This window comes from Nonomuraea sp. NPDC049486, from assembly GCF_040676925.1.
Taxonomy (GTDB): Bacteria; Actinomycetota; Actinomycetes; order Streptosporangiales; family Streptosporangiaceae; genus Nonomuraea; species Nonomuraea ferruginea.
The window spans coordinates 443,743-470,434 of sequence record NZ_JBFAPV010000006.1; the positions used below are offsets into that span (position 1 = coordinate 443,743).

Annotated in this window: 31 protein-coding genes; 13 read left to right on the forward strand and 18 right to left on the reverse strand. The window is 71.2% G+C overall.

Features of this window, described 5'->3' with window-relative positions; genetic code table 11:
• The first annotated feature begins 22 nt into the window (after nucleotides 1-22).
• The 9 genes from AB0K05_RS20750 to AB0K05_RS20790 all read left to right on the forward strand — a co-directional run bounded on the left by AB0K05_RS20750 (nucleotide 23) and on the right by AB0K05_RS20790 (nucleotide 9,877).
• A complete protein-coding gene (locus AB0K05_RS20750; RefSeq protein ID WP_364230892.1) occupies nucleotides 23-1,360 on the forward strand; it encodes an ABC transporter substrate-binding protein in 1,338 nt (445 codons plus the stop codon).
• Complete coding sequence (locus tag AB0K05_RS20755) at nucleotides 1,360-2,109, forward strand: ABC transporter ATP-binding protein (protein WP_271279814.1); 750 nt, start codon at nucleotides 1,360-1,362, stop codon at nucleotides 2,107-2,109. The genes AB0K05_RS20750 and AB0K05_RS20755 overlap by 1 nt, the downstream gene beginning before the upstream one ends.
• Complete coding sequence (locus tag AB0K05_RS20760; protein ID WP_364230895.1) at nucleotides 2,106-2,837, forward strand: ABC transporter ATP-binding protein; 732 nt, start codon at nucleotides 2,106-2,108, stop codon at nucleotides 2,835-2,837. The genes AB0K05_RS20755 and AB0K05_RS20760 overlap by 4 nt, the downstream gene beginning before the upstream one ends.
• A complete protein-coding gene (locus AB0K05_RS20765; protein ID WP_148031555.1) occupies nucleotides 2,837-3,703 on the forward strand; it encodes a branched-chain amino acid ABC transporter permease in 867 nt (288 codons plus the stop codon). Before AB0K05_RS20760 ends, AB0K05_RS20765 begins: the two co-directional genes overlap by 1 nt.
• The gene (locus tag AB0K05_RS20770) at nucleotides 3,700-4,722 is read left to right on the forward strand and encodes a branched-chain amino acid ABC transporter permease (RefSeq protein ID WP_219552451.1); all 1,023 of its coding nucleotides are present in this window, start codon (nucleotides 3,700-3,702) and stop codon (nucleotides 4,720-4,722) included. The genes AB0K05_RS20765 and AB0K05_RS20770 overlap by 4 nt, the downstream gene beginning before the upstream one ends.
• Entirely contained in the window at nucleotides 4,709-6,040 is a 1,332-nt protein-coding gene (locus AB0K05_RS20775) for an amidase (protein WP_364230900.1), read from the forward strand. The genes AB0K05_RS20770 and AB0K05_RS20775 overlap by 14 nt, the downstream gene beginning before the upstream one ends.
• Entirely contained in the window at nucleotides 6,037-7,158 is a 1,122-nt protein-coding gene (locus AB0K05_RS20780; RefSeq protein WP_364230903.1) for an NAD(P)-dependent alcohol dehydrogenase, read from the forward strand. The genes AB0K05_RS20775 and AB0K05_RS20780 overlap by 4 nt, the downstream gene beginning before the upstream one ends.
• Nucleotides 7,159-7,178: 20 nt before the next feature.
• Nucleotides 7,179-8,663, forward strand: coding sequence for an aldehyde dehydrogenase family protein (locus AB0K05_RS20785; protein WP_364230905.1), 1,485 nt, complete (start codon nucleotides 7,179-7,181; stop codon nucleotides 8,661-8,663).
• Nucleotides 8,664-8,773: 110 nt separating this feature from the next.
• Nucleotides 8,774-9,877, forward strand: coding sequence for a DUF4037 domain-containing protein (locus tag AB0K05_RS20790; RefSeq protein WP_364230950.1), 1,104 nt, complete (start codon nucleotides 8,774-8,776; stop codon nucleotides 9,875-9,877).
• A gap of 9 nt (nucleotides 9,878-9,886) precedes the next feature.
• Here the strand turns inward: AB0K05_RS20790 and AB0K05_RS20795 are convergent, their stop codons facing one another.
• On the reverse strand, nucleotides 9,887-10,333 hold the full coding sequence (locus AB0K05_RS20795) for a MarR family transcriptional regulator (protein ID WP_364230952.1): 447 nt from the start codon (nucleotides 10,331-10,333) through the stop codon (nucleotides 9,887-9,889).
• A gap of 100 nt (nucleotides 10,334-10,433) precedes the next feature.
• On the opposite strand from AB0K05_RS20795, the gene AB0K05_RS20800 reads away from it, so the two are divergent.
• Entirely contained in the window at nucleotides 10,434-10,610 is a 177-nt protein-coding gene (locus AB0K05_RS20800) for a hypothetical protein (protein ID WP_187281158.1), read from the forward strand.
• 8 nt (nucleotides 10,611-10,618) lie between these two features.
• Here AB0K05_RS20800 and AB0K05_RS20805 read toward each other — a convergent pair whose 3' ends face one another.
• From AB0K05_RS20805 to AB0K05_RS20815, 3 genes are all read right to left on the reverse strand, one after another.
• Nucleotides 10,619-11,404, reverse strand: coding sequence for an SRPBCC family protein (locus tag AB0K05_RS20805; RefSeq protein ID WP_364230907.1), 786 nt, complete (start codon nucleotides 11,402-11,404; stop codon nucleotides 10,619-10,621).
• Nucleotides 11,401-11,745 (reverse strand): metalloregulator ArsR/SmtB family transcription factor, encoded by a 345-nt coding sequence (locus AB0K05_RS20810; RefSeq protein ID WP_271277541.1) that lies wholly within the window; start codon nucleotides 11,743-11,745, stop codon nucleotides 11,401-11,403. The genes AB0K05_RS20805 and AB0K05_RS20810 overlap by 4 nt, the downstream gene beginning before the upstream one ends.
• Nucleotides 11,746-11,840: 95 nt before the next feature.
• A complete protein-coding gene (locus tag AB0K05_RS20815; RefSeq protein WP_364230910.1) occupies nucleotides 11,841-12,602 on the reverse strand; it encodes a MerR family transcriptional regulator in 762 nt (253 codons plus the stop codon).
• Between the two features lie 80 nt (nucleotides 12,603-12,682).
• On the opposite strand from AB0K05_RS20815, the gene AB0K05_RS20820 reads away from it, so the two are divergent.
• Nucleotides 12,683-13,489 carry a MerR family DNA-binding transcriptional regulator gene (locus AB0K05_RS20820; protein WP_364230912.1) on the forward strand — a complete coding sequence of 269 codons (807 nt, stop codon included), beginning with the start codon at nucleotides 12,683-12,685 and terminating at the stop codon, nucleotides 13,487-13,489.
• Nucleotides 13,490-13,787: 298 nt separating this feature from the next.
• Here the strand turns inward: AB0K05_RS20820 and map are convergent, their stop codons facing one another.
• Nucleotides 13,788-14,552, reverse strand: a complete 765-nt coding sequence (gene map, locus AB0K05_RS20825; RefSeq protein ID WP_364230914.1) for a type I methionyl aminopeptidase — start codon at nucleotides 14,550-14,552, stop codon at nucleotides 13,788-13,790.
• 45 nt (nucleotides 14,553-14,597) lie between these two features.
• Between map and AB0K05_RS20830 the strand changes: the two genes are divergently transcribed.
• Entirely contained in the window at nucleotides 14,598-14,852 is a 255-nt protein-coding gene (locus tag AB0K05_RS20830; protein ID WP_148031563.1) for a helix-turn-helix transcriptional regulator, read from the forward strand.
• Nucleotides 14,853-15,148: 296 nt separating this feature from the next.
• Here AB0K05_RS20830 and AB0K05_RS20835 read toward each other — a convergent pair whose 3' ends face one another.
• The 7 genes from AB0K05_RS20835 to AB0K05_RS20865 all read right to left on the reverse strand — a co-directional run bounded on the left by AB0K05_RS20835 (nucleotide 15,149) and on the right by AB0K05_RS20865 (nucleotide 23,104).
• The gene (locus tag AB0K05_RS20835) at nucleotides 15,149-15,574 is read right to left on the reverse strand and encodes an ATP-binding cassette domain-containing protein (RefSeq protein ID WP_364230917.1); all 426 of its coding nucleotides are present in this window, start codon (nucleotides 15,572-15,574) and stop codon (nucleotides 15,149-15,151) included.
• Nucleotides 15,571-16,053: a hypothetical protein gene (locus AB0K05_RS20840; RefSeq protein WP_271277546.1), complete on the reverse strand. Its 483-nt coding sequence runs from the start codon at nucleotides 16,051-16,053 to the stop codon at nucleotides 15,571-15,573. Before AB0K05_RS20840 ends, AB0K05_RS20835 begins: the two co-directional genes overlap by 4 nt.
• Nucleotides 16,050-16,574, reverse strand: a complete 525-nt coding sequence (locus AB0K05_RS20845; protein ID WP_271277547.1) for a sigma-70 family RNA polymerase sigma factor — start codon at nucleotides 16,572-16,574, stop codon at nucleotides 16,050-16,052. Before AB0K05_RS20845 ends, AB0K05_RS20840 begins: the two co-directional genes overlap by 4 nt.
• 239 nt (nucleotides 16,575-16,813) lie before the next feature.
• Nucleotides 16,814-18,160: an RICIN domain-containing protein gene (locus tag AB0K05_RS20850; RefSeq protein ID WP_364230919.1), complete on the reverse strand. Its 1,347-nt coding sequence runs from the start codon at nucleotides 18,158-18,160 to the stop codon at nucleotides 16,814-16,816.
• A 571-nt stretch (nucleotides 18,161-18,731) separates the two neighbouring features.
• The gene (locus AB0K05_RS20855) at nucleotides 18,732-19,808 is read right to left on the reverse strand and encodes a tyrosine-type recombinase/integrase (protein ID WP_364230922.1); all 1,077 of its coding nucleotides are present in this window, start codon (nucleotides 19,806-19,808) and stop codon (nucleotides 18,732-18,734) included.
• Nucleotides 19,809-19,872: 64 nt separating this feature from the next.
• Nucleotides 19,873-21,402: a UDP-N-acetylglucosamine 1-carboxyvinyltransferase gene (locus AB0K05_RS20860; protein ID WP_148031568.1), complete on the reverse strand. Its 1,530-nt coding sequence runs from the start codon at nucleotides 21,400-21,402 to the stop codon at nucleotides 19,873-19,875.
• Between the two features lie 16 nt (nucleotides 21,403-21,418).
• Nucleotides 21,419-23,104 carry an enoyl-CoA hydratase-related protein gene (locus tag AB0K05_RS20865; RefSeq protein WP_364230925.1) on the reverse strand — a complete coding sequence of 562 codons (1,686 nt, stop codon included), beginning with the start codon at nucleotides 23,102-23,104 and terminating at the stop codon, nucleotides 21,419-21,421.
• A 177-nt stretch (nucleotides 23,105-23,281) separates the two neighbouring features.
• On the opposite strand from AB0K05_RS20865, the gene AB0K05_RS20870 reads away from it, so the two are divergent.
• A complete protein-coding gene (locus AB0K05_RS20870) occupies nucleotides 23,282-23,728 on the forward strand; it encodes a pyridoxamine 5'-phosphate oxidase family protein (protein WP_271277551.1) in 447 nt (148 codons plus the stop codon).
• 86 nt (nucleotides 23,729-23,814) lie between these two features.
• Here the strand turns inward: AB0K05_RS20870 and AB0K05_RS20875 are convergent, their stop codons facing one another.
• From AB0K05_RS20875 to AB0K05_RS20900, 6 genes are all read right to left on the reverse strand, one after another.
• The gene (locus tag AB0K05_RS20875) at nucleotides 23,815-24,060 is read right to left on the reverse strand and encodes a hypothetical protein (protein ID WP_219546391.1); all 246 of its coding nucleotides are present in this window, start codon (nucleotides 24,058-24,060) and stop codon (nucleotides 23,815-23,817) included.
• A gap of 36 nt (nucleotides 24,061-24,096) precedes the next feature.
• Nucleotides 24,097-24,360 (reverse strand): hypothetical protein, encoded by a 264-nt coding sequence (locus AB0K05_RS20880; RefSeq protein ID WP_364230928.1) that lies wholly within the window; start codon nucleotides 24,358-24,360, stop codon nucleotides 24,097-24,099.
• Nucleotides 24,357-24,536 (reverse strand): hypothetical protein, encoded by a 180-nt coding sequence (locus AB0K05_RS20885; protein WP_364230930.1) that lies wholly within the window; start codon nucleotides 24,534-24,536, stop codon nucleotides 24,357-24,359. Before AB0K05_RS20885 ends, AB0K05_RS20880 begins: the two co-directional genes overlap by 4 nt.
• Before the next feature lie 829 nt (nucleotides 24,537-25,365).
• Entirely contained in the window at nucleotides 25,366-25,668 is a 303-nt protein-coding gene (locus AB0K05_RS20890; protein WP_364230932.1) for a DUF952 domain-containing protein, read from the reverse strand.
• Nucleotides 25,656-26,204, reverse strand: a complete 549-nt coding sequence (locus AB0K05_RS20895) for a GNAT family N-acetyltransferase (RefSeq protein WP_148031574.1) — start codon at nucleotides 26,202-26,204, stop codon at nucleotides 25,656-25,658. The genes AB0K05_RS20890 and AB0K05_RS20895 overlap by 13 nt, the downstream gene beginning before the upstream one ends.
• A 20-nt stretch (nucleotides 26,205-26,224) precedes the next feature.
• Nucleotides 26,225-26,548, reverse strand: a complete 324-nt coding sequence (locus AB0K05_RS20900; protein ID WP_148031575.1) for a multidrug efflux SMR transporter — start codon at nucleotides 26,546-26,548, stop codon at nucleotides 26,225-26,227.
• Between the last annotated feature and the right edge of the window lie 144 nt (nucleotides 26,549-26,692).

The window sequence follows — 26,692 nt, forward strand, 5'->3', positions numbered from 1 at the left end:
AACTGCGGCGTGTCCAGGTTCAGTGCTGCCTGCGCGCCGTCGAAACGAGGAGTTTGGCGTGAGTGACATCCCCACACGCGGCCTGGATCGGCGTTCTTTCCTGAAGGCGGCGGCGGCTCTCGGCGGTACGTCCTTGGTGGGCGCCTGCGGAGGGCTGAAGGGCGCCGGTAGTTCGTCGTCGGATGTGCTGAAGATCGGTTATGTGAGTCCGCAGACGGGTCCGCTGGCGGGGTTCGCCGCCGCGGACAATTTCGTGGTGCAGCAGATCCAGGACGCGTTGCGTAACGGTTTCACCGCCGGTGGGCAGAAGCGCCGGATCGAGATCGTCGTCAAGGACACGCAGTCGAATCCGAACCGGGCGACCGAGGTCACGCGTCAGCTGATCAACAGTGACAAGGTGGATCTGATCGTCGGTTCCTCCACTCCGGACACCACGAATCCGGTCGCCGACCAGTGTGAGGCGAACGGGATCCCGAACGTGACCACGATCGCTCCGTGGGAGGCGTGGTTCAACGGCCGGGGCGGCAAGGATGGTGAGGGGTTCACGTACACGACGCTGTTCTTCTTCGGCATGCGGGAGTTCGCCGACTGTTTCATCCCGATGTGGGAGCGGGTGGATCCGTCGAACAAGAACGTGGCGGCGTTGTGGCCGAACGACACCGATGCGAACGCCTTCCGGCAGGGGCTCGGGGCGATGATGAAGGAGTCCGGTTACACGCCGGTCGACGGTGGCGCCTATCAGAACGGGGCGGCGGACTTCACGGCGCAGATCGCCACATTCAAGGAGTCGCGGGCGGAGCTGTTCACCTGCACGCCGATCCCGCCGGACTTCCAGACGTTCTGGAAGCAGGCGCGGCAGCAGGGTTTCCGGCCGAAGCTGGCCACGGTGGCCAAGGTGATGTTGTTCCCGTCGGAGGCGGAGGCGCTGGGGCAGCTGGCGGCCAACATCGCCACGGACTTCTGGTGGAGTCCGGCGCATCCGTACACCTCGACGCTGGACGGCAGGAGCGCCAAGCAGCTGGCGGACGACTTCGCGGCGTCGACGGGCAAGCAGTGGACGCAGGCGCTGGGGTCGGTGTATTCGCTGTTCGAGATCGCGGTGCAGGCGTTCAAGGAGGCGAGCGATCCGAAGGATCGTGACGAGGTGGCGTCGAAGCTGCGCGGGATGAAGATCGAGTGCATGAGCGGGAAGCTCGACTTCACGGCGGGGCCGCAGCCGGGCATCGCGATCCAGCATCCGGTGGGCGGGCAGTGGCGCAAGGGTGAGAAGTTCCCGTGGGATGTGGTGATCGTCGACAACACGCCGAACAAGGATGTGCCGGTCGGCGGCGACCTGCTGCCCACGAACCAGGGCGACTGATGGCGGCGCCGCTGCTGCGTCTGGACGGCGTCGCCAAGAGTTTCGGTCAGGTGGTCGTCGCCCGTGACCTGAGTTTGTCGGTGGAGCCGGGTGAGGCGCTGGGGATCGTGGGCCCGAACGGGGCCGGCAAGTCGAGCCTGTTCGCCATGATCTCGGGGGATCTGCGCCCGGACGGCGGCACGGTGTGGCTGGACGGGCGGGATGTCACGGGTGCGGCGCCGCATGCGCGCACGCGTGCCGGGATCGGCCGTACGTTTCAGGTGCCGCGGCCGTTCGAGCATTTGACGGTGTTCGAGAACGTGCTGGTGTGCGCGCATCAGGGGGCGGGGCTGCGGGGCAGGCAGGCGCAGGCGCACGCGATGGGCGTGCTGGAGCGCGTCGGCCTGGCCGAGCTGGCGAACACTGCGGCGGGGCGGCTGGCGTTGTTGCAGCGTAAGCGGCTGGAGGTGGCGCGGGCGGTGGGCACCGGGCCGCGGCTGCTGCTGCTGGACGAGGTCGCGGGCGGGCTGACCGAGCCCGAGGTGGCCGAGCTGGTGGCGGTCGTCAGGGAGTTGCACGCCGGCGGGCTCGGTGTCGTGTGGATCGAGCATGTGGTGCACGCGCTGGTCAAGACGGTCGGGCGGATGATCTGCCTGGCCGGGGGTGACGTGGTGGCCGACGGTGAGCCGTTGCGGGTGCTGGCCGACCAGCGGGTGCGTGAGCTCTACCTGGGCGCCGGTCCCGAGGCCGGTGCGGAGGAGGGGTCGTGACGCTGTTGTCGGTCCGGGATCTGACCGTCCATCACGGGCAGCTGCGCGCCGTGGACGGTGTGAGTCTGTCCGTGGACGAGGGTGAGGTGCTGGCGATCATCGGCGCCAACGGCGCGGGCAAGTCGACGTTGCTGCGCGCGCTGGCCGGGCTGAACGCGCCGTCGTCGGGGACGGTGGAGCTGGCGGGGCGTGACATCACCCGGATGCCCGCGCACAGGCGGGTGGTGGCGGGCGTCGCGCTGGTGCCGGAGGGCAGGCGGCTGTTCCGCTCGTTGACGGTGGAGGAGAACCTGCTGGCGGGCGCGTACCGGGGGCGGCCGGGACCGTGGACGATGGCGGCGGTTATGGAGCTGTTCCCGTGGATGGCCGAGCGGCGCGGGCAGAACGCCGCGCAGTTGTCGGGCGGTGAGCAGCAGGCGGTGGCGATCGGCCGGGCGCTGCTGTCCAATCCTGACCTGCTGCTCATCGACGAGTTGTCGCTGGGGCTGGCGCCGGTGGTGGTGCGCCGCATCTACGAGGTGCTGCCGGGCATCGTCGGCGCGGGCACGACGGCGCTGATCGTCGAGCAGGACGTCTCGCAGGCGATGCGGGTCGCCGACCGGGTGCACTGTCTGCTCGAAGGCCGTTCGGTGCTGCAGGGCCGGCCGGCGGAGCTGACCGGGGAGCAGGTCGAGCACGCGTACTTCGGGATCGGGGCGGCGGAGCCCGCACAGGAGGGACGTCACTGATGGGCTGGGTCAACGCCGTCGTGCAGGGTTTGCTGCTCGGTGGCCTGTATGCGCTGTTCGCCACCGGGTTGTCGTTGATGTTCGGTGTGATGCGGATCGTCAACCTGGCGCACGGCGATCTGGCGGTCGTGGCGTCGTTCCTGGCGCTGGCTCTGGTCAGCGGGACGGGGCTGCCGTTGTGGGTGGTGATCGTGGTGACGGTGCCGTTGTTCGCCGCGCTCGGTTATCTGACGCAGCGGGTGCTGCTGCAGCGGAGCCTGTCGTCGGGGCCGCTGGCCACGCTGCTGGTCACGTTCGGGTTGTCGATCGTGCTGCAGAACGTGCTGCTGGAGGTGTTCTCGGCGGACACGCGCACGCTCGACGCCGGGGCGTTCGCGACCGGGTCGTTCGAGGTGAGCGGCGCGGTCTCGGTCGGTTATCTGTCGCTGACCACGTTCCTGCTGGCGTGCGCGGCGCTGGCAGGCATCCAGCTGTTCCTGTCGCGTACGGGGCTGGGCAGGATGCTGCGGGCCTCGTCCGACGATCCGGAGACGGCGAATCTGATGGGCGCCGACAGCCGGCACGTGTACGGGATCGCGACGGTGATCGCGTTCGCGACGGTGGCGCTGGCCGGGCTGATGTTCGCGATCCGTTCGTCGTTCGACCCGGCGATCGGCCCGTCGCGGCTGATCTTCGCGTTCGAGGCGGTCGTCATCGGCGGGCTGGGCTCGCTGTGGGGGACGCTGCTGGGCGGCATGGTGCTCGGGGTGACGCAGTCGGTGAGCGCGCAGGTCGATCCGGCGCTGACGCTGCTGGCCGGACATCTGATCTTCCTCGCCGTGCTGGCCTTCCGGCCGCAGGGCCTGCTCGCTGGACGGACGGCATGACGATCTCCCATCTTCTGAGCGCGCGGGCGGCGCGGAACGTGCACGTGGTGCGCGCCACCCGTTCGGCCAAGCTGTCGGCCGTGGTGCTGGCGGCCGCCGCGGCGGTGCTGGCGGCGCTGCCGTTCCTGGTGTTCAGCACGGTCACCGACACGCTGATCAACCTGTTCGTGCTGATCGCGCTGGCGAGCATGTGGAACCTGCTCGCGGGTTTCGGCGGCCTGGTGTCGGTGGGGCAGCAGGCCTACATCGGGATCGGCGCCTACAGTCTCGTGGCGCTGGCCGACCTCGGGGTGCAGCCCTATCTGGCGGTGCCGCTGGCGGCGCTGACCTGCGCGGTGTTCGCGCTGCCGACGTCGTGGCTGGCGTTCCGGCTGCGCGGCGACTACTTCGCGGTCGGCACCTGGGTGATCGCCGAGGTGTACCGGCTGCTGGTGGTGCGGGTGGACAGTCTGGGCGGCGCCAGCGGCAAGAGCCTTTCGGGGTTGTCGGGGATCGACGCGACGCTGCGCGGCGCGCTGACGTACTGGATCGCGCTGGCGCTGGCGCTGGCCACGATCGCGGGCTGTTATCTGCTGCTGCGCGGCCGGCTGGGGTTGTCGCTGATGGCAGTGCGCGACGAGGAGACGGCGGCCGCCTCGGCGGGGATCGACGTGCGGCGGGCCAAGCTCCTGGTCTACCTGGTCTCGGCGGCCGGGTGCGGCGCCGCGGGCGGGGTGATCACGCTGAGCTCGCTCAGCGTCAACCCGGACTCGATCTTCAGCGTGCAGTGGTCCGCGTACATGATCTTCATTGTGGTGATCGGCGGCATCGGCTTCATCGAGGGGCCGCTGATCGGCGCGCTGATCTTCTTCGCGCTGCAGCAGCTGCTCGCCGACTTCGGCTCGTGGTATCTGGTGCTGCTGGGCGTCGTCGGCATCGTGGCCGCGCTGCGGCTGCCGCGCGGGCTGTGGGGGCTGGTGCCCGGCCCGAGCCTGTTCCCGATCGGCTATCTCGTACGGAGGTCCGATGGCCCCGCGTGACCCGGTCGAGCTGACCGAACGGATGCTGGCCGCGATCGAGGCCACCGAGCCTCACCTGCACGCCTACGCCACGGTGACGGCCGGCCGGGCCCGGGAGCGGGCCGCGGCCCTGGCCAGGGAGCCGGCCCGCGGCCCGCTGCACGGCCTGCCGATCGGCGTCAAGGACCTGATCGACACCGCGGGCGTGGCCACCGGTTACGGGTCGCCGCGGTTCGCCGGGCACGTGCCGGCCCGGGACGCCGCCGCGGTCCGCGCCCTGCTGGACGCGGGCGCGGTGATCCTCGGCAAGCACACCACGCACGAGCTGGCCTGGGGCGGCCGCACCGACAGCCCGCTGCTCGGCCCCACCCGCAACCCCTACCGGCCGGGGCACATCCCGGGCGGCTCGTCCGGCGGGTCGGCGGCGTCCGTCGCGGCGGGCAGCTGCCTGGGCGCGGTCGGCTCCGACACCGCGGGCAGCGTGCGCATCCCGGCCGCGCTGAGCGGCTGCGTCGGTTTCAAGCCGACCCGCGGGCGGATCCCCCTGGACGGCGTCCTGCCGCTGGCGCCGTCCCTGGACCATCTCGGCGTCCTGGCGCCGACGGTGGACGGCGCGGCCGCCCTGACAGCGGCACTGACGGCGGCGCTCACGACCGGCCCCGCCGCCGTCCCCGCGTTCGAGCCGGGGGAACTGCGGGTGGGCTGGCTCGGCGGCTGGTTCGACGCCGTGCTCGCCCCGCCGGTGCGGGCGGCGCTGGCGGCCACCCGCGCCCGGCTGGAGGAGCACGGCGTACGGGTGGACGACGTGGTCATTCCTGACGAGCCGCTCATGCCCGGGGCGGTGCTGGCCAGGATCCACGCCGAGGCGAGCCGGTTCCACCGCGACGCCTTCGAACGCGACCCCGAGCTGTTCGGCCCCGACATCGCCGAGCTGATGCGCCTGCCGGCCGCCACCGCCGGGCAGGCAGAACGTGACGAGGCCGCCATCGCCCGCATGACGGCCGCGCTGCGCCGGGCCCTGGCCGGCCACGACGTGCTGGCCGCCGCCACCGTGCCGATCACCGCACCGCCGATCGGCGACATGACCGTCACCGTCGCAGGCCGGAACTGGCCGATCGAGCTGGTCCTGACCAGGCACACCTCGGTCTTCAACGCCGCCGGGCTGCCCGCCGTGTCGGTACCGGTGGCCCTGGACCAGGAGTGCGGGCTGCCCGTGGGCCTCCAGCTCGCCGGGGCCGCCATGAGCGACGACACCGTCCTGGGCGCGGCCCGCCTCGTCGAGGCCCTGACCCCGTCGCTGCCCCGTCCCGCCCCCACCCGCTGGAGGAACCCGGCATGAGAGTGACCGCGGCCGTCGTCGACCGGCTCGGCGGCCCCTTCCGTCTCGAGAAGCTGGAACTCGACGAACCCGGCCCCGGCGAGGCGCTGGTGAAGGTGACGGCGTCCGGCGTCTGCCACACCGACGAGATCACCCGCCACGGCGACCTGCCGATGCCGTTCCCGTGCGTGCTCGGCCACGAGGGCGCCGGCGTGGTCGCCGCCACCGGTGCGGGCGTGAGCGGCGTGCGGCCCGGCGACCACGTCGTCATCGGCTGGCCGTCCTGCGGCGCCTGCCGCAACTGCCTGGACGGCGAGCCCCGCTACTGCGCCCGCCTCGGCGAGGCGCTGTGCGGCGGCGGGCGGCTGCTCGGCCCCCTCGCCGGGCGAAGCGCGCTGCGCCGCGACGGCGGCTCGCCCGTGCACAGCCACTTCTTCGGCCAGTCGTCCTTCTCCACCTACGCGCTGACCTGGGCGGACGCGCTGGTCGTGGTGCCGCGCCAGGCGCCGCTGGACCTGCTGGGGCCGCTGGCCTGCGGCATCTCCACCGGCGCCGGCGCGGTGTTCCACACCCTCCAGCCGCGGCCGGGGTCGAGCCTGGTGGTGTACGGGGCCGGCGCCGTCGGGCTGGCGGCCGTCATGGCCGCCCGCCTGTCACCCGCCACCACCATCGTGGCCGTGGACCGGCACCCGTCCAGGCTGGCGCTGGCCACCGAGCTGGGCGCCACCCACACCGTCGACGCCGGCCGGGCGGGCGCCGACCCGGTGGCGGAGGTCCACCGGATCTGCGGCGGCCCGGCCGACTACGCCCTCGAATGCACCGGCGTGATCCCCGTGGTGCGGCAGGCCGCCGACAGCGTCGGCATGCTCGGCACCTGCGTGCTCGTCGGCGGCGCCCCGGCCGGGGCCGAGTTCGGGCTCGACCATCTGAGCACCCTGTGGGGCAAGCGCGTCGTCGGCGTCCTGGGCGGCGGCGGCCGCAGCCGCCCCCTCATCGGCGCTCTGGCCGAACTCCACCGGCAGGGCCGCTTCCCCTTCGACCGCCTGATCCGCTTCTACGACCTGGCCGACATCGACCGGGCACTGGACGACAGCCGGCGCGGGGAGGTGCTCAAACCCGTCCTGCGCATGAACCACTGACGACGATCGGAAGAGACGACATGGAGAAAGGCGAATCGGCCGTGGCACTGCTCGACACCATCGACTGGCAGGGCAAGATCTTCAAGAACGGCGTGTGGACGGCCGGGCACGGCGGCGACTACGCCGTCGTCGAACCGGCCACGGGCGCCGAACTCGGCCGGATGGGGCTGGCGACCCCCGCTGACGTGGCCGAGGCCGCCGCGAGCGCCGCGGCCGCGCAGCGGGAGTGGGCCGCGCTGCCGCACACCGCCCGCGCCGCCGTCCTGCGCCGGGCGGGCGACCTGTGGCAGCGGCACGCCGAGGAGATCAGCGGCTGGAACGTCCGCGAGGTCGGCGCGGTGCCCGGCATGGCCGGGTTCGCGCTGCACGTGGCGGCCGAGGAATGCTACGAGGCGGCCACGCTGCCCGGCCGGGCGATCGGTGAGGTGCTGCCGTCGGAGCAGCCGCGCCTGTCGATGGCGCGCCGCGTGCCGGCCGGGGTGGTGGCGGTGATCTCGCCGTTCAACGTGCCGATCATCCTCGGCATCCGCTCCGTGGCGCCGGCGCTGGCGCTGGGCAACGCGGTCATCCTCAAGCCCGACCCGCGCACCGCCGTCACCGGCGGCACCCTGATGGCGCGCGTGCTGGAGGAGGCCGGGCTGCCGCCGGGTGTGCTGCAGATGCTGCCCGGCGGCGCGGACGTGGGCGAGGCGCTGATCGCCGACCCGCACGTGCGGGTGATCTCCTTCACCGGCTCCACCCCGGTGGGCCGGCGCATCGGCGAGCTGGCGGGCAGGCACCTCAAGCGCGCCCACCTGGAACTCGGTGGCAACTCGGCGCTGCTCGTGCTGGACGACGCCGACGTGGACGAGGCCGTGAATCTGGCCGCCTGGGGGTCGTTCTTCCACCAGGGGCAGATCTGCATGACCACCGGCCGCCACCTGGTCGCCGACCGGCTCTACGACGCGTTCGTGGAGGGCCTGGCCGCCAAGGCGGGCGCCCTGCCGGTCGGCGACCCGGCCGCCGGCGACGTCGCGCTCGGCCCGGTGATCGACGCCGGGCAGCGCGACAAGATCCACGGCCTGGTCACCGCCAGCGTGGAGCAGGGCGCGCAGCTGGCTTCCGGCGGCGCCTACGAGCGGCTGTTCTACCGGCCGACCGTGCTGGCCGGGGTGCCGCTGACCGCGCCGGCCTTCGCCGAGGAGGTCTTCGGCCCGGTCGCGCCGGTGACCCGCGTCTCCTCGGCGCAGGAGGCCGCCGAGCTGGCCGCCGCCGGCGAGTACGGGCTGTCGCTGGGCATCGTCACCCGCGACGTGATGCGCGGCCTGGCCGTCGCCGAGCGGATCCCGACCGGGATCGTGCACATCAACGACCAGACCGTGAACGACGAGGCGAACGCGCCCTTCGGCGGGGTGCGCGCGTCCGGCACCGGCGCCCGGTTCGGCGGGGCCGCGGCCAACATCGAGGCCTTCACCGAGACCCGCTGGATCACGATGCGGGGCGAGCCGCCCCGCTACCCCTTCTGACGGCGCGCGGGCCCCGGCCGGGAGCGGGTTTGCGGCCGGGGCCCGGCCCTGCCGGGGCGCGGATAATTCGGATGTGGCAGGCGGCGGCGTCAGGCACAGTGGACGGCGTGATGTCCGATTTCATGCCCGGTATCGAGTTGTCCCGCGCCTTCTACGGTGAGGTCGTGGCGCCGCTCGTCGCCGGTGTTCCGCATAGTGCCGCGCTGATCGGTCCCGGGTCGGAGGTGCTGGCGTTCGACACCAGCCGCTCGACCGACCACGACTGGGGGCCGCGCGTGCTGGTCTTCGCGCCCGCGGGGGTGGTGACGGAGGTGGAGGCCCGGGTGGCCGCCGGGCTGCCGGAGCGGTTCCGCGGCCAGCCGACCGTGTTCGACTACCTGGGGGAGAGGCGGCCGGGCGTGGTGGTGACCGAGCTGGGGTCGTGGCTGAGCGGCCGGCTCGGGTTCGATCCGCGGCGGGGGGTGACGCTGCTGGACTGGCTGTCGGTGCCGTGGCAGCGGCTGGCGGAGGTGACGCAGGGGGAGGTGTTCCACGACGGGCTGCCGTCCCCGGCGGCGGAGGGCGTGCCGTGGCAGCGCGGCCCGCAGCCGGGTGGCCTGGAGGCGGTGCGCGGGCTGCTGCGCTGGTATCCGCAGGACGTGTGGCGCTACGTGCTGGCCTGCCAGTGGCGGCGGATCGCCGAGGAGGAGGCGTTCGTGGGCCGGTGCGGCGAGGTGGGCGACGAGCTCGGGTCGGCGGTGGAGGGCGCGCGGCTGGTGCGGGAGGTGATGCGGCTGGCGCTGCTGCTGCGGCGGCGCTACCCCCCGTACGCCAAATGGCTGGGCAGCGCGCTGGCGCGGATGCCGGGGTCGGCGGAGCTGGCGGAGGCGCTCGGCGCGGCCCTGGCCGCCCGGTCGTGGCGGCAGCGCCAGGAAGGGCTGTCGGCGGCCTACCGGCGGCTGGCCGCGCTGCAGAACCGGGTCGGCCTGGCGGGCCGGCTCGACGAAGGGGTGCGCGGATACCATGACCGGCCGTTCGAGGTGATCGGCGGGGAGCGCTTCGCGGCGGCGCTGCTGGGGGCGGTGTCGGATCCGGTGGTGCGGAGCCTGCCGGTGGCGGGCTGCGTGGACCAGCTGTCGGATTCGACCGATCTGCTGACGTCGCCGCCCCGGGCCCGCGCCGCGACCGCCGCCGCCCTGGGCCTGTCCGCGCCGCCGGACCGTCTCACCGCCTGACGGCTCACGTCAGGGCTGGGCGTTGCGGGCGGCCGCGATGACGCGGGTGAGGACCTGGTGCAGGTCCTGCAGCTCGTCGAGGTCCATGCCGAGGCGGGCGACGATGGCCGGGGGGATCTTCTCGGCCTCGGCCCGCAGCCGGCGTCCTTCGGGGGTGAGGGTGACGCAGAGGGCGCGCTCGTCCAGGCTGCTGCGCTCGCGGTGGATGTAGCCGAGCGCCTGCAGCCGCTTGAGCAGCGGCGACAGGGTGCCGGCGTCGAGCTGCAGCAGCTCGCCGAGCTCCTTGACCGACAGGGGCTCGTGCTGCCAGAGGGCGAGCATGGCCAGATACTGGGGGTGGGTGAGGCCGAGAGGCCGCAGCAGCGGCCGGTAGAGGGCGATCACTGCGCGTGAGGCGACGCTGAGGGCGAAGCACACCTGCCGGTCGAGGGCGAGCAGGTCTGTCGCCTCTGTCACAGGCTTCACGCGTGCCCACCTCCGGTCGCCCCTGGTAGATTAGTTTGCGTACAAACTATTACTGTACAAAAAGTTGACACGCAAATCTTGGGGACGCCACGTGTTTCACCGCAAGTCGCTGGAGGAGCGCATCGCCGAGCGCCAGGCGAAGCTGCCTCCGCTGAAGGAGGGCAAGCACTTCGAGCACGGCCCGGCCAAGTTCGTGTTCGTCGCCCTGCTGGTCGCCGTGGCGCTCATGCACTTCGTCGGCCTGGCCGTGGTGATGCACTTCTACTGATGGGCGCCTCAGCCGGCGTCGAGCAGGGCCTCGGCCAGCTGCTCCACGCGGGCGCGCCAGGCCGCCAGGGTCGCGGCGTCGCCGGGGCCGGTGAGCGTGAGGCGGGCGCCGTGACCGGTGCCCTCGCCGAGCTCCCAGCGCACGGTGCCGCCGCCGGTCGCGTACTCCAGGATCTTTCCCGGTTCGGCGCGTGAGACCGGCCCGGCCGTCACCCCCGCGGCGGTGAACGGGGCCGGCGGCGGCGACCCGGGCTCGGCGCGCCCGCCCTCCAGTGCGTGCCAGACCTCGTCGGCGGGACGGGTGAGCTGGCGTTCGAGACGGACCGCGCCGCCGGAGAGTTCACCGGAGGTCAGGCCGAGGATGGCCACGTAGTCCTCGTGCAGCCGGCCCATGTCGCCGGGGCGGGGGAGCGGGCGGCCGTCGAGCAGGGCCGCGAGTGCGGCCATGCAGGTGTGCCAGCCGGAGGCGAAGCTGGCCGCGCCGAACCGGTCACCGAACACGTGGGTGAGGGTCAGCAGGCTGCCGTCGCCGTCGGGGCGGATCTCCCAGCGCAGCTCGTCGTCGCCCCAGCTGTGGGCGAACACCCGGGGCGGGTCCAGCTCCAGCACGCGGCCGTCGGGGCCGAACCCGTAGCGGACGCGGTCGCCGTCGATGACGAGCTCGGCGGGGAACCACTGCTTGAGATGGCCGGGCTCGGTGACGGCCCGCCACACCTTCTCGGGCGGGTGCGGCAGGCGGCGGCTCATGCGCAGCTCGGTGCGGCCGTCGGGACGGATCATCAGGTGGTCGTTCACCGGTCCTCCTCGCGGTGGTCGGGCATGGGATCGGGCGCTGGGTCGGGCATGGTGTCCAGGTGCCGCTCCAGCCGGTCGAAGCTGCCGCTCCACAGACTGCGGTACGGGGCGAGCCAGGCGTCGATCTCGGCCAGCGGCTGCGGGCGCAGCTCGTACCAGCGGCGCTGCGCTTCCTTGCGTACGGTGACGAGCCCGGCCTCGCGCAGCACCCGCAGGTGCTTGGAGGTGCCGGGCTGGGACAGGCCGAGCTCCGCGGTGAGCTCGGCGACCGGGCGGGGCCGCTCCAGCAGCAGATCGAGGATCCGCCGCCGGGCGGGCTCGGCGAGCACGTCGAAACGCATGCCAGCCAACATACCGCAATGGTTATATACCGGCAACGGCATTAAATTCGGACTTATTAATCTACAAAGTAAATTCGCCCGGTTCGTACAGAAATCTACGCACCAGACCGACAAGCATTAGCCACGATGGCCAAACGCAGGAAAGCGGCCAGGCCGGGCGCGAGCGTCTCGTAGGTGGCGGTGAACCGCGGATCCGACACGTACAGCTCGCCGAGCCCGCGGTGGATCTCGAACGTGCACGTGTAGAACCAGCGGCTGATGTGGCCGCGGTGCCGCTCGGCCAGGTCCATGGCGTGCTCGCCGTCCGGGGGCAGGCCGGCCTCGCAGGCGGCGGCGAGGCCGCGGCTGATCGCCTCGGCTTCGGCCTTGAGCTCCAGCCAGTCGGCCCTGGTGTAGGAGGCGACGCGGCGGCGGCTCTGCTCGTAGGCGGCGCTGCCGCCCCAGCGGCGTTCCACCTCGGCGTCGTGGTCCTCGGGGGTGAAGGCGCCGAAGAGTTCGAGGCGTTCTTGGGGGGTGAGGGCGATGCCGCGGGTGCGGGCTTCGATGGCGCGTTCGACGGCGGTGATGACCTCGCGCAGGCGTTCGGTCTTGCGGACGAGGAGTTCGTGCTGGCGGCGCAGCTGGGTGAGCTCGTCGGTGGCGGGGTCGTCGAGGATGACGGCGATCTCGTCGAGGGGGAAGCCGAGCTCGCGGTAGAGGAGGATCTGCTGCAGGCGGACGAGGTCGTCGTCGGTGTAGCGGCGGTAGCCGGCGTGGGTGCGCTCGCCGGGGGTGAGCAGCCCGATCTCGTCGTAGTGGTGCAGGGTGCGCACGGTGATGCCGGCCAGTCTGGCCACGTGTCCGACGGTGAGGCTCATGGGACCAGCCTGAAGCCTCACGCCGGGTGAGGCGCAACCCGCTGGACTCGCCCCCTCTCGGGAGGGCCCATGCTGGGGGCGTGGACGGTGATCTGCTGCCGATCGGGCAGTTCGCGCGGCTGGGCCGGTTGAGTGTGAAGCAGTTGCGGCATTACGACGAGCTGGGGCTGCTGGTTCCGGCGTGGGTGGATCCGGTGACGGGCTACCGCTATTACCGGGCGTCGCAGGCGCGGGTGGCGTTGTCGATCGGGTTGCTGCGGTCGCTGGACGTGCCGCTGCCGGTGGTGGGGCGGGTGCTGGAGGGGGATTCGGGCGCGCTGGAGGACGTCCGGGCGGGGCTGGAGGCGGAGCTGGCGCGGCGGCGGCGGACGCTGGCGTCGCTGGAGCGGGTGATGGCCGGCGGCCTGCCTGCGCCGGAGGTGTCGGTGGCGCGGCTGCCGGCGCGGCGGGTGCTGGTGGCGCGCGAGGTGGCGGGCGGCCCGGAGGGGATCGGCCGGGCCACCTCGGCGGCGGTGGCGCGGGTGCTGGCCGTCTCGGCGGGGGAGGGGGAGGTGCGGCTGACGGGGGTGTTCCCGGTGGATCTGGACGGGGTGGTGGAGGTGCTGGTGGCTCGGGAGGTGCCGGGCGGGGCATGGCGCGACAGCGCGGCGACGGAGGCGGGCGCGGGGGTGCTTGCGGAGGTGCTGGCGGGCGGGGTGTTCGCGGCTGCCCGGCATGTGGGCCCGTACGACCAGATCCCGCTGACGGCGAGTGCGGTGCTGGCGTGGTGCGGGGAGCGGCGGCTGGTGGCGCTGGAGGTGCGTGAGGTGTACGGGTCGGATCCGGCGGTGACGGCGCCGGATCGGCTGGTGACGGATGTGCTGGTCCGCTTCGAGGCGGAGGAGTGAGGCCGGCGGCCGTACGCCGACGACAGTGGGGGAGCGGTGGCGGGGCTGCGGCTGGCGGAGGTGACGCAGGGGGAGATGTTTCCCACGACGGGCTGCCGTCCCCTACGGCGGAGGGCAACCTGAGCGCCCCGCCGCTTGCCGTGGCAGCGCGGCCCGCAGCCGGGTGGCCTGGAGGCGGTGCGCGGGCTGCGGCTCGCCTCCAAGAGTTCGGCGTAGGACGGCCTGGGGTGATCAGGGTGGGGCCGCGGCGTTCGGCTCGCCTCCGGAGGACGGCGGGGGACGTGCCGGCCTGGGGTGGTCAGGGTTCGGTGAGGATGACGGGGCCGTCGTCGGTGATGGCGATGGTGTGCTCGGCGTGGGCGGCGCGGCTGCCGTCGGTGGTGCGCAGGGTCCAGCCGTCGGCGGCGACGCGGTAGTGGCCGCTGCCGGGGGCGAGCATGGGCTCGATGGCGAGGGTCATGCCGGGGCGCAGGGTCATGCCGCGGCCGGGGCGGCCTCGGTTGCTGACGTGCGGGTCCTCGTGCATGTGGCGGCCGATGCCGTGGCCGCCGAAGTCGGCGGGGCCGGCGTAGCGGCCGCGGGCGGCGACGGTCTGGATGGCGTGGCCGATGTCGCCGATGCGGTTGCCGGCCACGGCGGCGGCGATGCCGGCGGCGAGGGCCTGGCGGGTGGCGTCGATGAGGGCGCGGTCGGCGGGATGCGCGGTGCCGACGGTGAAGCTGATGGCGGCGTCGCCGGCCCAGCCGTCGAGGTAGGCGCCGCAGTCGACGCTGACCAGGTCGCCGTCGCGCAGGCGGTCGCGGCCGGGGATGCCGTGGACGATGGCGTCGTTGACGGAGACGCAGATGACGGCGGGATAAGGGGTGGGGGCGAAGTGCGGCTGGTAGCCGAGGAAGGCGGAGGTGGCGGCGGCTTCGCGGATGGTGGTGGCGGCCAGGTCGTCGAGCTCGGCTATGGGGATGCCGGGGGCGGCATGGGCGGCGACGGCCTGGAGGGTGCGGGCGACGACGCGGCCGGCTTCACGCATGGCCTGGAGCTCGCCGGTGGTCTTGATCTCAACCATGGCGATAACTATACCGGTATTTCTATTGGGTTATAGACTTGCGGCATGGTCCGTCCCCCGCTCACTCCCGAAGAACGCCTGCGCGGCGAGCGCCTCGGCACCCTCCTGCGCCAGGCCAGAGGCGAGCGCAGCATCACCGAGGTCGCCACCGCCGCCGGCATGTCCGCCGAGACCCTCCGCAAGATCGAGACCGGCCGCATCGCCACCCCCGCCTTCTTCACCATCGCCGCCCTGACCGACGTCCTCGGCATCTCCCTCGACGACCTCGCCCTCCACACCACCCCCGCAGTCCCCACCTGACCTGCTCCGGCAAGCAGCGGGGGAGTGCGGCCCCCGAACCCGTCACGGGGTGTCGGCAAGAAACGTGTCATGAGCCCCGAACGGCGTTGATCTTGCTGTGACTTGCCTGGTCATCGCCGCGGGTTCTTCAGACCGTAACTGAGGCCGGCTCACCACGCAGGCGCTTCAGCCCAGCAGCGCGATCACACCAGCGAGGAGTATCGCGGCGACGAGCAGGGCCACTACGACCAAGACCGTCGTGCCGAGCCGCCGGCGGATGAATTTCGGGTTGTGGGCCATCGTGATGTCCTTCAAGGCTAGGCGTGGCGTCGGATCGCCAGATAGGCGATACCGGTCAGCTGGCCGCCGGACGATCGGTCTACCCGCTCGCGCGGGCCGATGTCATGCCCGGACAGCAGTGACTGCGCAGCCGCACGATCCCAGCGGGGGTTGGCCGCGAAGCCGAAGCGCAGCAGGTCGGCGACGCTCCACCGGCGATACAGTGGCTTGTCCTGGACGACGAACGCGACCGCGGCCGTCCCCAGCGGACGGCCGAAGACCTCCGCCCGTCCCGCGGTGGGCGTCAGCAGGCCGGAAACCAGGTTCAGCAGCGTGGACTTGCCTGCCCCGTTCGGCCCGACCAACGCGGCCCTGGCCCCGGCGGGCACCGCGATGGTGGCCTCGCGCAGCGCCCACCGCTGCCGGTAACGCCTGCCCAGGCCGCTGGTCCGCAGCGCGTTCACCGCTCTTCCCCGCCGGTCAGCTCGTGCATGCGGCGCAGCAGCGCTGCGCGCCGGGCATGGGCGCGCAGCGCCAGTGCCAGGGCCACTGCGGCGAACAGGCCCCCGACCGCCAGGGCGAGCCCCGCCCCGGTGCCACGCTGCACGGCTACGACGGTCACGAGTGCCGTGGTGGCCAGCGAAGCGGCCAGGCCGATCCAGGCGGCGATCACCCGATCGGTGGCGAACAGCGGAACCCGGCGCGTCAGCAGCCACCCACCGTAGGCTGCCCAGGCCAGGCAGAGCGCGGTGAACAACGCGAACGCCACATGCGTGCGCCCGGGCAGCGGCCCTGGCTCCGACCACCACAACGTGCCCACGAACACCGCGCCGGCTGCGCCGGCCAGCAGTGTCGTCACCGCCCGGATCCGGACTCTCAGCGACAGCACCGGAGCCAGGTGCTCGATCATGTCCTGCGCCGACAGGCGTGGTTCGTCCGTCATGGCCCGTATCCCTTCTCCTCCAGGTGTCCACGCAGCAGACGACGGGCGCGGTTGAGCCGGGACTTGACTGTTCCGGCCGGGATCTGGCAGATGTCGGCGCACTCCTCCACCGGCAGGTCCTCCAGGTAGAACAGGACGAGGATCTCCCGCTCCAGCACCGGCAGAGCTGAAAGCACGCTCACGAGCGCGGCACGATCCACCATGGCCTCAGCCGGGTCTTCGACGACCATGTCGCCGAATCCGGACGTTTTCTCCTCCTGGGCGTACTCGCCGCGCAGCCGGTCGGTGACCGACCGCCGGGCGATCGTGAACAGCCACGGCGCGAACCGGCCGGGTTCCCTGAGCCGGGGCAGGCCGCGGACGACGGCCAGCCAGATCTCCTGCGTAACGTCGTCGGCCCGGTCAGCATCCAGCATGCGGCGCACATAGATCCACACCGGTCTCCGCCACCGAGCCAGCAGTTCGGCCAGCGCCGCGCGCTCTCCCAGCTGAGCGCGCACCACCAGCAGCTCATCGGTCATCTCGCCCTCCCGTCATCTTGCACAGTCGGGCGAGAAGCCAAGAAGGTTCACGGTTCCCGGATCACCTATGGAGTACGGTCACCGCAACCGGCAGGTCGACGTCGCGCTCACGGAGTCGCGCGGCCAGGTCGAGCAGATGCCGCAGGGATCGTGCGGCGCGTGACAGTCGAATGACGAAGATGCCGCCGGGCCGGAGGTATTCCGGTGGGGCTCATGACACGTTTCTTACCGGCCCCCCCTCACGCGCCGATGTTCGGCTGCGGGCCCGCGTACGCCTGCACCAGCGACGGCACCTGGGAGGCCGCGTCCAGGCTGTAGGAGTAGAACGAGCCGGGCGTGAACGCCGAACCCCCGGTCTCCTGCCGGCCCGTGCAGCCGGAGCACACGCTGCCCGACTGCCGCAACTGGGCCGCGGCATCGCGGTAGTACGGATCCTTCACGTTCTGGAAGTAGCTGTTCTCCAGCACCAATCTGGTGGCGCCGCGCGCGTAGTTGCCGTAGCCGGTGATGTTCTGCAGATAGTTGTTGTACAGGTGCGCATAGGCCACGTTGTCCGTGGACGGGTTACGCGAGGCGTTGTCACGCAGCCAGTTGTGGTGGATGGTCATCCGCGAGGTGACGTTCGGCGTCCAGCCGATGCCGAACGCCTTGCGGCCCTCCGCGATGACGTTCCACGACACCGTCAGATACGAGGTGTCCTCGCGGCTGTCGATCAGGCCGTCGTTCATCCGGGTGATGTGGTTGTGGTCGATCCACACGTGGTGGGCGCCGTCCATCTGGACGCCGTCGAAGTCATAGGTGTCGTCACCGGGGTCGTCCTCGGGCATCAGCGTGTCCCGGATCGTCATGTTGCGGATGATGACGTTCGAGACGCCGTCCAGGAAGAAGCCGCCGCCGGCGAGGGTGCCGTTCCTGCCGACGCCGACGATGGTCTTCTCGGAGGCCACGCGGATCTCGCTGCCCCTGGGCGAGGCGGCCAGGGTGCCGTTGACCCGGATCACGTACGGCTGACTCGCCGTGGCGTAGCGGACCAGGTCCGCGTAGGTCGTCACGGTGACCGTCTGGCCCGCGGCGCCGCCCGTGGTGGTGGACAGGCCGCCGCCGCTGGTGGCGGCGAAGCCGTCCGCGGTGCCCGGCCACGTCCGGCCGCCGGTCGAGACGGGGTTGAAGCGCCACTGCATCCGGGCGATGTCGGAGCAAGCCTCCTGGACGACGGGGTTGTTGCCCGCGGTGGAGCCGTCCTTGTTGCCGACGCACAGCCCGCTGTGGGAGCTGCGGACGAGGAACCGGTCGGCGACCGCCGACGGCGTCAGGGTCCACGTCTGGTTGCCGCTCGCACCGCACGTCCACTGCCACAACTGGACGCCGGCCTCGGTGGAGTAGCCGGGCACGTCGACGCAGCGGCCGCTGCCGACGTTGACCAGGCCGTACGCCCCGCTCTGGGCAACGACCCGGAACCGCTGCGCGCCCGCGGACGCATCACAGGCGATCTGGGCCAGCACGGCGCCGTTACCGGTCCCGGCGCCACTGACGTTGACGCACTTACCGCTGGAGGCCGACACCAGCGTGTAGACGCCATCGGCCACCGGCGTCGCCGCCCCGCCGGCGCAGCCGTCAACCCGACGGCGGACAGCGCCACGACAGCGGCGGCCACGAGAACCCGCCTCACGCCCCGGACGTTCACGAGCGCAGCGCCGGCCGACGGCCAACTGTCAGGCATGACCTTGGTCTCCTTGGTCTCCTTGGTCTCCTTGTCCGCAGGACCCGGGAAAGCAGGCGCCCGCACGGCGCCGGTGTCGCTGGCCGAGAGCGAAACACGCCGGCGCCGAACCGGTCAACGAACCCCGCGCGGCCCACAGCCGCCGCACACCCGCCATCGCCTCCCGGACCTGCGCCGCAAGACCGGGACGCCACGGCACGGGCCCCTGATACTTTCCGGAGCCGGCCCGGACAGGCCAGGTTCATACATCCGAGCTGTCACCACGACCCCGGACGCCCGGCAGGAACACCTCCGGCTGGTGCACAGGGGCCGAAACCGCTGACGAAGAGCGCTTTCACAGCAGGCACGGCAAGACGAGCGCGCAGCGTCCGGCCGTCAAACGATCCGCAAAAGGTCCGATGCCACAGCTCCGGCAGCCCACGTCGGAGGGGGACCCGTCAACCCTGCCCGTCGTGAACTTCCCCGCCCGGCCCCACCCCGTCCCGGACGCGACCGGGACGCGGCTCCTTCAACAGCGGATGAGCCCGCATCGCCACCTCCAGCTCACCCGGCAGCTCGTCACGATAACGCCCCAGCGTCGACAGATCACCATGCCCCAGCACCCGCCGCACCGCGTCCATGTCGACCGCGTCCGCCAGCAGATGCGTCGCCGTCGTATGACGCAACCCATGAGGCGTGACCGTACGCCGCCGATCCGGATCCACCCGCCGCTGCACCCGATCGATCACCGCCTGCACGTCACCCCGCGCCAGCCGCCGCCCACGCCACGACAACAGCAACGCCTTGTCCGCCGACTCCGAACGGCCCCGCTCCAGATAGGCCTCCAGCACCCGCGCCACATCCGACGGCAACGGCACGTCACGCGTCCGCCCGCCCTTGCCGAAGATCCGCCAATAACGCACACCGTCATTGGTGAAGAAATCCTCCACATTGGCCCGCACCAGCTCCGACACCCGCGGCCCCAGCGTGGCCAGCAACAGCACGATCAACGCGTCACGCAACTCCGTCCGCTGATCACGACGGCCCGGCCCCGACGGCTCCTCACCCAGCCGCCGCGCCGCCCCCACCAGACCCTGCGCCTGCTCACGCGTCAGCGCCCGCCGCTCCGGCCGCAGCCCGCCCCGCTCCCTGGCCGTGATCGTCGCCACCGTCATCGGATTGACCTGCACCCAGCCCACCAGCGCCGCATGCTTGAACAACGCCGAGATCGACCGCCGGAACCGCGCCTGCGACGACGCCGACTGCCGGCCCCGCCCACCAGCCTCCCCACCGGCGGGCCGGCGGCCGTCGGGCTTGCGGGCGAACGCCAGCAGCACCGCGTCGACATCCTCACCCGTCAGATCGTCGAGCACCCGGCCCGCGCCCGCCAGCTCCACCAACGTCGCGACGTCACGCGCGTACACCTCCGCCGTCGCCGCCGACAACGCCCCCGTCAGCACCCTCGCCCGCACCAGCTCCACGTAGCGGTCCGCCGCCTCCGCCACCGACACCCGGTCGAGCTCCGCAGGCCGCACCCGTGCACCCCTTCTCCCGTCAAGATCCAGCAGAAGGACACGGTAGCGGCCGCCACCGACACTTTCAGATGTCGCGGAAGGTCTCGATCCGCGCCCCCAGCGCGTTCAGCCGCTCCGCCAGATCCTCGTAACCACGGTTGATCACGTACACGTTGCGCAGCACCGACGTGCCCTCCGCCGCCATCATCGCCAGCAGCACCACCACCGCGGGCCGCAACGCCGGCGGGCACATCATCTCCGCCGACCGCCACCGCGTCGGCCCCTCCACCAGCACCCGATGCGGATCCAGCAGCTTCACCGAAGCACCCAGCCGGGTCAGCTCTGTCAAGTAGATCGCCCGGTTGTCATACACCCAGTCGTGGATCAGCGTCGACCCCTCCGCCGCCGCCGCGATCGCCGCGAAGAACGGCACGTTGTCGATGTTCAGACCCGGGAACGGCATCGGATGGATCTTGTCGATGGGGGAGACGAGCTTCGACGGCCGCACCGTCAGATCCACCAGCCGGGTACGGCCGTTGGCCGCCGCGTACTCCTCACCCCGGTCATGGTCGAGCCCCATCTCCTCCAGCACCGCCAGCTCGATCTCCAGGAACTCCACCGGCACCCGGCAGATCGTCAGCTCCGACGACGTCACCACCGCAGCGGCCAGCAGGCTCATCGCCTCCACCGGATCCTCCGACGGCGAATAGTCCACATCCCGCTCGATGTCCGGCACCCCGTGCACCGTCAGCGTCGTCGTGCCCACCCCCTCGACCCGGACCCCCAACTCCTCCAGGAAGAAGCACAGATCCTGCACCATGTAGTTGGAGGAGGCGTTACGGATCACCGTCACCCCGTCATGACGGGCCGCGGCCAGCAGCGCGTTCTCCGTCACCGTGTCACCGCGCTCCGTCAGCACGATCGCCCGCTTCGGCGACACCCCCCGCTCCACCTCGGCGTGATAGAACCCACCGGTCGCGGTGATGTGCAGCCCGAAATGCTGCAGCGCCGACATGTGCGGCTGCACCGTACGCGTGCCCAGATCACAACCCCCCGCGTACGGGATCCGGAACACGTCCGTGCGGTGCATCAGCGGACCCAGGAACATGATGACGCTCCGCGTACGCCGCGCCGCCTCGGTGTCCATCGACTCCAGCTCCAGCCGGGCCGGCGGCACGATCTCCAGATCGTTGCCCTCGTTGATCCACCGCGCCCGCACCCCGATCGACGCCAGCACCTCCAGGATCCGGTACACCTCCTCGATCCGCGCCACCTTGCGCAGGATCGTCCGCCCTGAGTTCAGCAACGACGCGCACAGCAACGCCACACACGCGTTCTTCGACGTCTTCACCTCGATGCTGCCCGACAGGCGCCGCCCGCCCACGACCCGCAGGTGCATCGGCCCCGCGTAACCGAGAGAGACGATCTCACTGTCGAGCGCCTCACCGATCCGGGCGATCATCTCAAGGCTGATGTTCTGGTTGCCGCGCTCGATCCGGTTGATAGCGCTCTGGCTGGTCGCCAGCGCATCCGCCAGCTGGAGCTGCGTCCATCCGCGGTGCTGCCGCGCGTCCCGGATCAGCCGACCGATCCGTACAAGGTAGTCATCTCCCACAACACCTCAACCTATCTCACATATGAGATGCCTCCGCGTCAGGTGCCGGCGACGCGCCGGACCCCCGCCTATGCAGGGCCAGACGCGCCGGCGTGCACGCGGGCCGCCGCCCGTGCACCAACGCCCTCCTGGCCTCACCGAACCCGCGACGGTCACCGAACACGTCACGACTCAGCTCCGCCAGCTCCTCCGCACGATAAGCCTCCAACGGCTTACGCCGCTCATCGGCCTCCAGCGCCTCCCGCTTGGCCGCCAGCAACCGCTCATAACGCGGACTGGACGCGAGCCTGTCAGCGTACTCCAGCACCGCCCCCTCGAACTCCGGCCGCGACCCCGGCACCACCCGATCCGCCAGCCCCAGCTCCACCGCCTCCTGCGCGCCCACCGGCAACGCCCGCCAGGCCAGCCGCCGCGCCTGCCGCGCCCCCACCCGGCGCGGCAGCACGTACGCCCACAACCCGCCCCCCGACAACCCCAAGGTCCGGAAATGCGGATTCAGCACCACACCCGAACGCACCATCACCCGATCACCGCCCAGCGCCAGCATCACCCCGCCCGCCCACGCGTCACCACCCACCGACGTCACCACCAGCTGCCCCGTACACGCCACCAGCTCCCGGCACAGCAGACCGAACGCGGTCACGTTCATCCACGCCTCCAGCTCCGGATACCGCGCCGCCTCGATCACCTCCAGATGCACACCCCGGGAGAACACCTCACCACCCCGCACCACCAGCACCCGCGTATCCTGCGCCGCCGCATACCGCAACGCCGCCACCAGCCGCCGGCACTGCCCTGCCGACATCGCCCCCTCATAGAAATCGAACCCCACCACACCCACACCATCACCCCGGTCATAGGTGATCTCGCTGAAGCCCGGCCGCTCCCGCACCCCGTCCAACCGCCCACCCAGCACCGACGCCGCAGGCAACGTCACCGCACCCCGCTCCCCGGCCCGCAACTGGCCCACCCACACCGTCCCGTCACCGGTGTGCACCAGCACCGCACCCTCCCGCCGCCCCGCCACCACACCCGGCGCACCCCCCAACACCGGCCCCGGATACACGTCGAACACCCGCACCGCCAGCCCGCACAACTCCGCCACCACCCCCGGCTCCCCATCAGCCGCCCGCACCCGCCGCACCACCTCCTCCGTCGGCGCCTCCCACGACAGCACCCCACCCGGCTCCCGCACCCGCGCCACCGGCCCGCCCGGCACCGGCGGCTCCGGCACGAACCCCGGATCGGCAGCCCTGTCCGCCACCTCCAGCACCAGCTCCGCCGCCGCCTCCGCCACCGGCCCCCGATACAACGCCGACCTGCGCGGCGGCTCAGCAGGCATCGCGAACATCCGATGCCCCCACACCGGCGCCCCCTCCATCTCCCGCCCGGCCTGCAACGCCGTCACACCCCACTCACCCACCCCGCCCGCGATCGCCCGCTCCAGCGGGAAAGGACCCCGATCACCCGGCGGCCCCGGACGGATCACCACCGTCCGCGCCCCCTCCCACAACGGCGCCGGCGCCCGCCCCGCCGCCGACGGGCAGATCACCAGATCCGGCTTCGCCAGCCGGACCGCCTCCATCACCAACCGCTCCGACAGCGCCAGCTCCACGCTGACCTCGTGCCCGGCCCGGCGCAACGCCAGCCAGACACGCTGCACCAGACCGTCGAAGGAGGAACAGACAAGCAGGACACGCACAGGAAGATCATCCTCACCGGTGGGACGTGCCGCCGGAAGGGACGCGCACAGCCCCGCCCGGCCCGTACAGGCAAGCATGCTGACACGTCCACGCAAACGTCGATGACAGATCCCAGCAAAACCCGCCACATCCGGGGGAGTGGAGCCACCCCCACACGACCGTGCCACCATGGGCCCATGACGGCGTGGCACGAGGTCGAACAAGCAGAGCCCGCATTCGCCCGGCGCGTACGAGCGCTGTTCGACGCCCACAGACACAAGACCATCGCCACCCTGCGCACCGACGGATCACCCCGCATCTCCGGCATCGAGGCCGCCTTCGAGGACGGCGAACTCGTCTTCGGCTCCATGCCCAACGCCCGCAAGGGCGCCGACCTGCGCCGCGACCCGCGCTTCGCCCTGCACAGCGCCACCGTCGACCCGGTCGAGGGCTCCGAGGCGCAGTGGCCCGGCGAGGCGAAGATCGCCGGGCGGGCGTTCGCCGGCGGGGGAGGAGCGGACGGTGATCGTTTCCGTGCCGACATCGCCGAGGTCGTGCACACGCATCTCGACGACCAGGCGACGGTGCTCGTCGTTGAGTGGTGGACGCCCGGGCATGGGCTGCGCAGGGTGGAGCGCGCGTAGCCGCGACGGTTTTTCCGCGTTGACCGGTTCCGATCCGATACCAAACAGAATTCAGCTTCTGTTTGGTATCGGGTGGTTTGTCCGGGTTAGAGGCGGTTGACGAGGCGAGTGGCGGCCCGGTGACTCATGCCGGTCTCGCCGCGTACGAGGAAGACCGCCTCCTGGATCTGACCCATCGCCTTCAGCTCGCGGGCCTGGTCGATGATGTCCTGCCGGGGGGAGGGACGGTTGCGGGGCGCCTTGGTCAGGCGGACGGCCAGGATGATCAGGTAGATGATCGCGACGGTGACGACGAAGGTCAGCGCGATCAGACCCCCGGTGGATACGGCCATGAGTCGATCGTACGTAAAGAGATCGCCTCGCGGGAGTCAGAGCGTGCCGACGAAGGTGGCGGCGTCTTCCTCGTTCATGCCGGTTTCTGCGCGTACGAGGAGGATGGCCTGTTCGGTGTGGCCGGCTTCTTTGAGGTGGCGGGCCCGGGTGGCGAGGTCGGGCTGGGCGGGTGTACCGGTGAGGGCGGTGTAGGCGGGGTGGCTGATGGGGCGGCCCGCGGCGAGGCCGTCGACGGCGTCCTTGGCTTCTCGCAGGCCCATGCCGGTCTGTTCGCGCAGGAGTTTGATGGCGTGGATCATCTTGTTCTGCTGGATGAGGGTGTGGAGCTGGGTGTCGAGCTGGTCTCGTGTGAGCTGGACGTGTGACGGCGCTGGTGTGTGCGGCCGCGGGTGTTTCTGTTTTTGATGAGGATGGTGGCGCCGGCGGCGAGGATGGCGAGGGTTGTGGCGATGATCAGTAACTCGGTGGTGGGCATGGCTGGGATGGTATCTCGGGCGCTCTTGTGGTTGCTTGATAATGGACATTATGTCAAGTAGGGCTGAGTGGTGCCCTGTTGGCGGTTAGTCAGATTGGGTGGTTTCGGTGGTGCGGGATTTATATGTTGTGACATGCGTTACGTGACGGTGAGTGACGTCGTTGTGGCTGTCGGGCGTTATCGATGTGTGATGTGATCTTGTGGTGCCGGTGTTGCCGCTGGTGGCGGGGTGTGGCGGGTTCAGGTTGGGGCCTCTCCCCCGGTGGGCGGCGGGTGCGGGCTGGATGCGGTGTGTGGTTGACAGGTGACATGACTTGTCGTTGATTCCTCGCCCTCGGGCAGGGGTGGCCTTTAGGGTGGTCTTCTGCTATCGCGCCGCGAGAGGAGCAGCACGTGGGGAACGAGTCCGTGTTATGTCCGGTGTGTCAGGGGGTTCTTCCCGCTGACGGGCGCGAGGCGTATACGCCGCTGCGTGGGCGGTTGATCCTGACGAACGGTTACTGCCCGGGTGGGTGTGCCGATCGGCGTGCCGCGCATGTGGAGCAGGTGCGGCAGCGCGCGCCTCAGGCGCCTCAGGCGTTGCCTCAGTCCATGGTGCCGTCGATGGGGCAGGGGGTGTCTCAGCCGGTCGCGGGGCCTGGTGGGGAGCTTCCGGTGCGGCGGCCGCAGGCGGCTGTGGTGGGGCCGGGGGTGCGGGTTCCGCGCTGATTGTTCCGGTTGCCGGCGTGCGGGGGTGTGCCGGTGGCGGGGTGTTGTGTACGGCGGGTCCATGGTCTGAGGCGGGTGTGCCGCTGAGGATGGTGGGCTCGCCGTTTTCGTGTGTGCGGGGTCAGGGGTGGTAGGGGCGGGTGCGGGTGACGGCGGTGGTGGGGAGCGGTCCGTACAGGTGGGGGTAGCCGTTCTCGTGGCGCATGTCGAGTCCGGTGGGGTCGATGTCGAGGATGAGCAGGGGTTCGGTCACGTGGCTGTAGTAGGTGGCGTGGACGGTGCGGAGTTGGTCGTGGTCGCGGCTGCAGTGGATGAAGCCTTCTTGGTCGAGGGTGCGGCCGAGGGTGGAGATGCGGTACTCCCCTGTGTTCTGGGCGTGGGTCCAGTCGGTGGCGAGGGCGAGGTGGTGGATCATGGGGTCCATTCGTGGTCGAGCATGGCGTAGATGAGTTCTGAGGACCATTCGCCTTTGACGTGTTCGTTGTCGATGAGGTGGGCTTCGCGGCGCATGCCGAGTTTTTCGAGGACGCGGGCGCTGGCGGTGTTGCGGGCGTCGAGGCGGCCGGTGATGCGGTGGAGGTGGAGGCCGTCGAAGCCGAGGCGGAGCATTTCGCGGGCGGCTTCGGTGGCGTAGCCGTGGCCGTGGTGGTCGGGGTGCAGGACGTAGCCGATTTCGCCTTGGCGGTGGGCTTTGCTGGTCCAGATGAGCAGGCAGTTGCCGATCAGGGTGCCGTCGTGGGTGATGGCGAGGTCGATGGCGTCGCCTTCGTCGAGGAGTGCGGTGCGGGTGGTTTTTTTGTCGAGGAAGGTGCGGGTGGCGTCGCGGTCGCGGGGGTGCCAGTAGAGGTAGCGGGTGACGTCGGGGCGGGATTCGTAGGCGTGGAGGGCGTCGAGGTCGTCGGGGGTAAAGGGGCGGAGGGTGAGGCGGGGGGTGGTGATGGGGTATTGGGGTTTGAGCACGAAGGCATTTTAGGGGGGTTTCAGTGGGTGCCGGCGAGGTTGAGGATGACGACGCCGGTGATGATGAGGAGGATGCCGCCGATTTTGTGCAGGGTGAGGGTCTCCCCCATGAAGGCGGCGCCGATGAGGGCGATGGCGGCGGTGCCGGCTCCGGCCCAGACGGCGTAGGCGGTGCCCATCTCGAGGTGGAGTTTGAGTGCTTGGGCCAGGAGGGCGAAGGAGGCGATGTAGCCGAGGGCGGTGGTGACGGTCCAGCCGGGGTTGGTGAAGCCGTTGCTGAGTTTGAGTGCGGTGGTGGCGGTGACCTCGCAGATGATGGCGAGGGCGAGCAGGAGCCAGGCCATGGTGTTTCTCCCCGGGAGGCGGTGCGGGTGTCCCAGCGTATGGGGGGTGTGGACTTCCCCTTCTAGCGTGGAGACCTGACCTAAGGAGAAGGTTGGGTCGTGGGAGAGACCAGACGCAGGTTCGATCCGGAGTTCCGGGCGGGC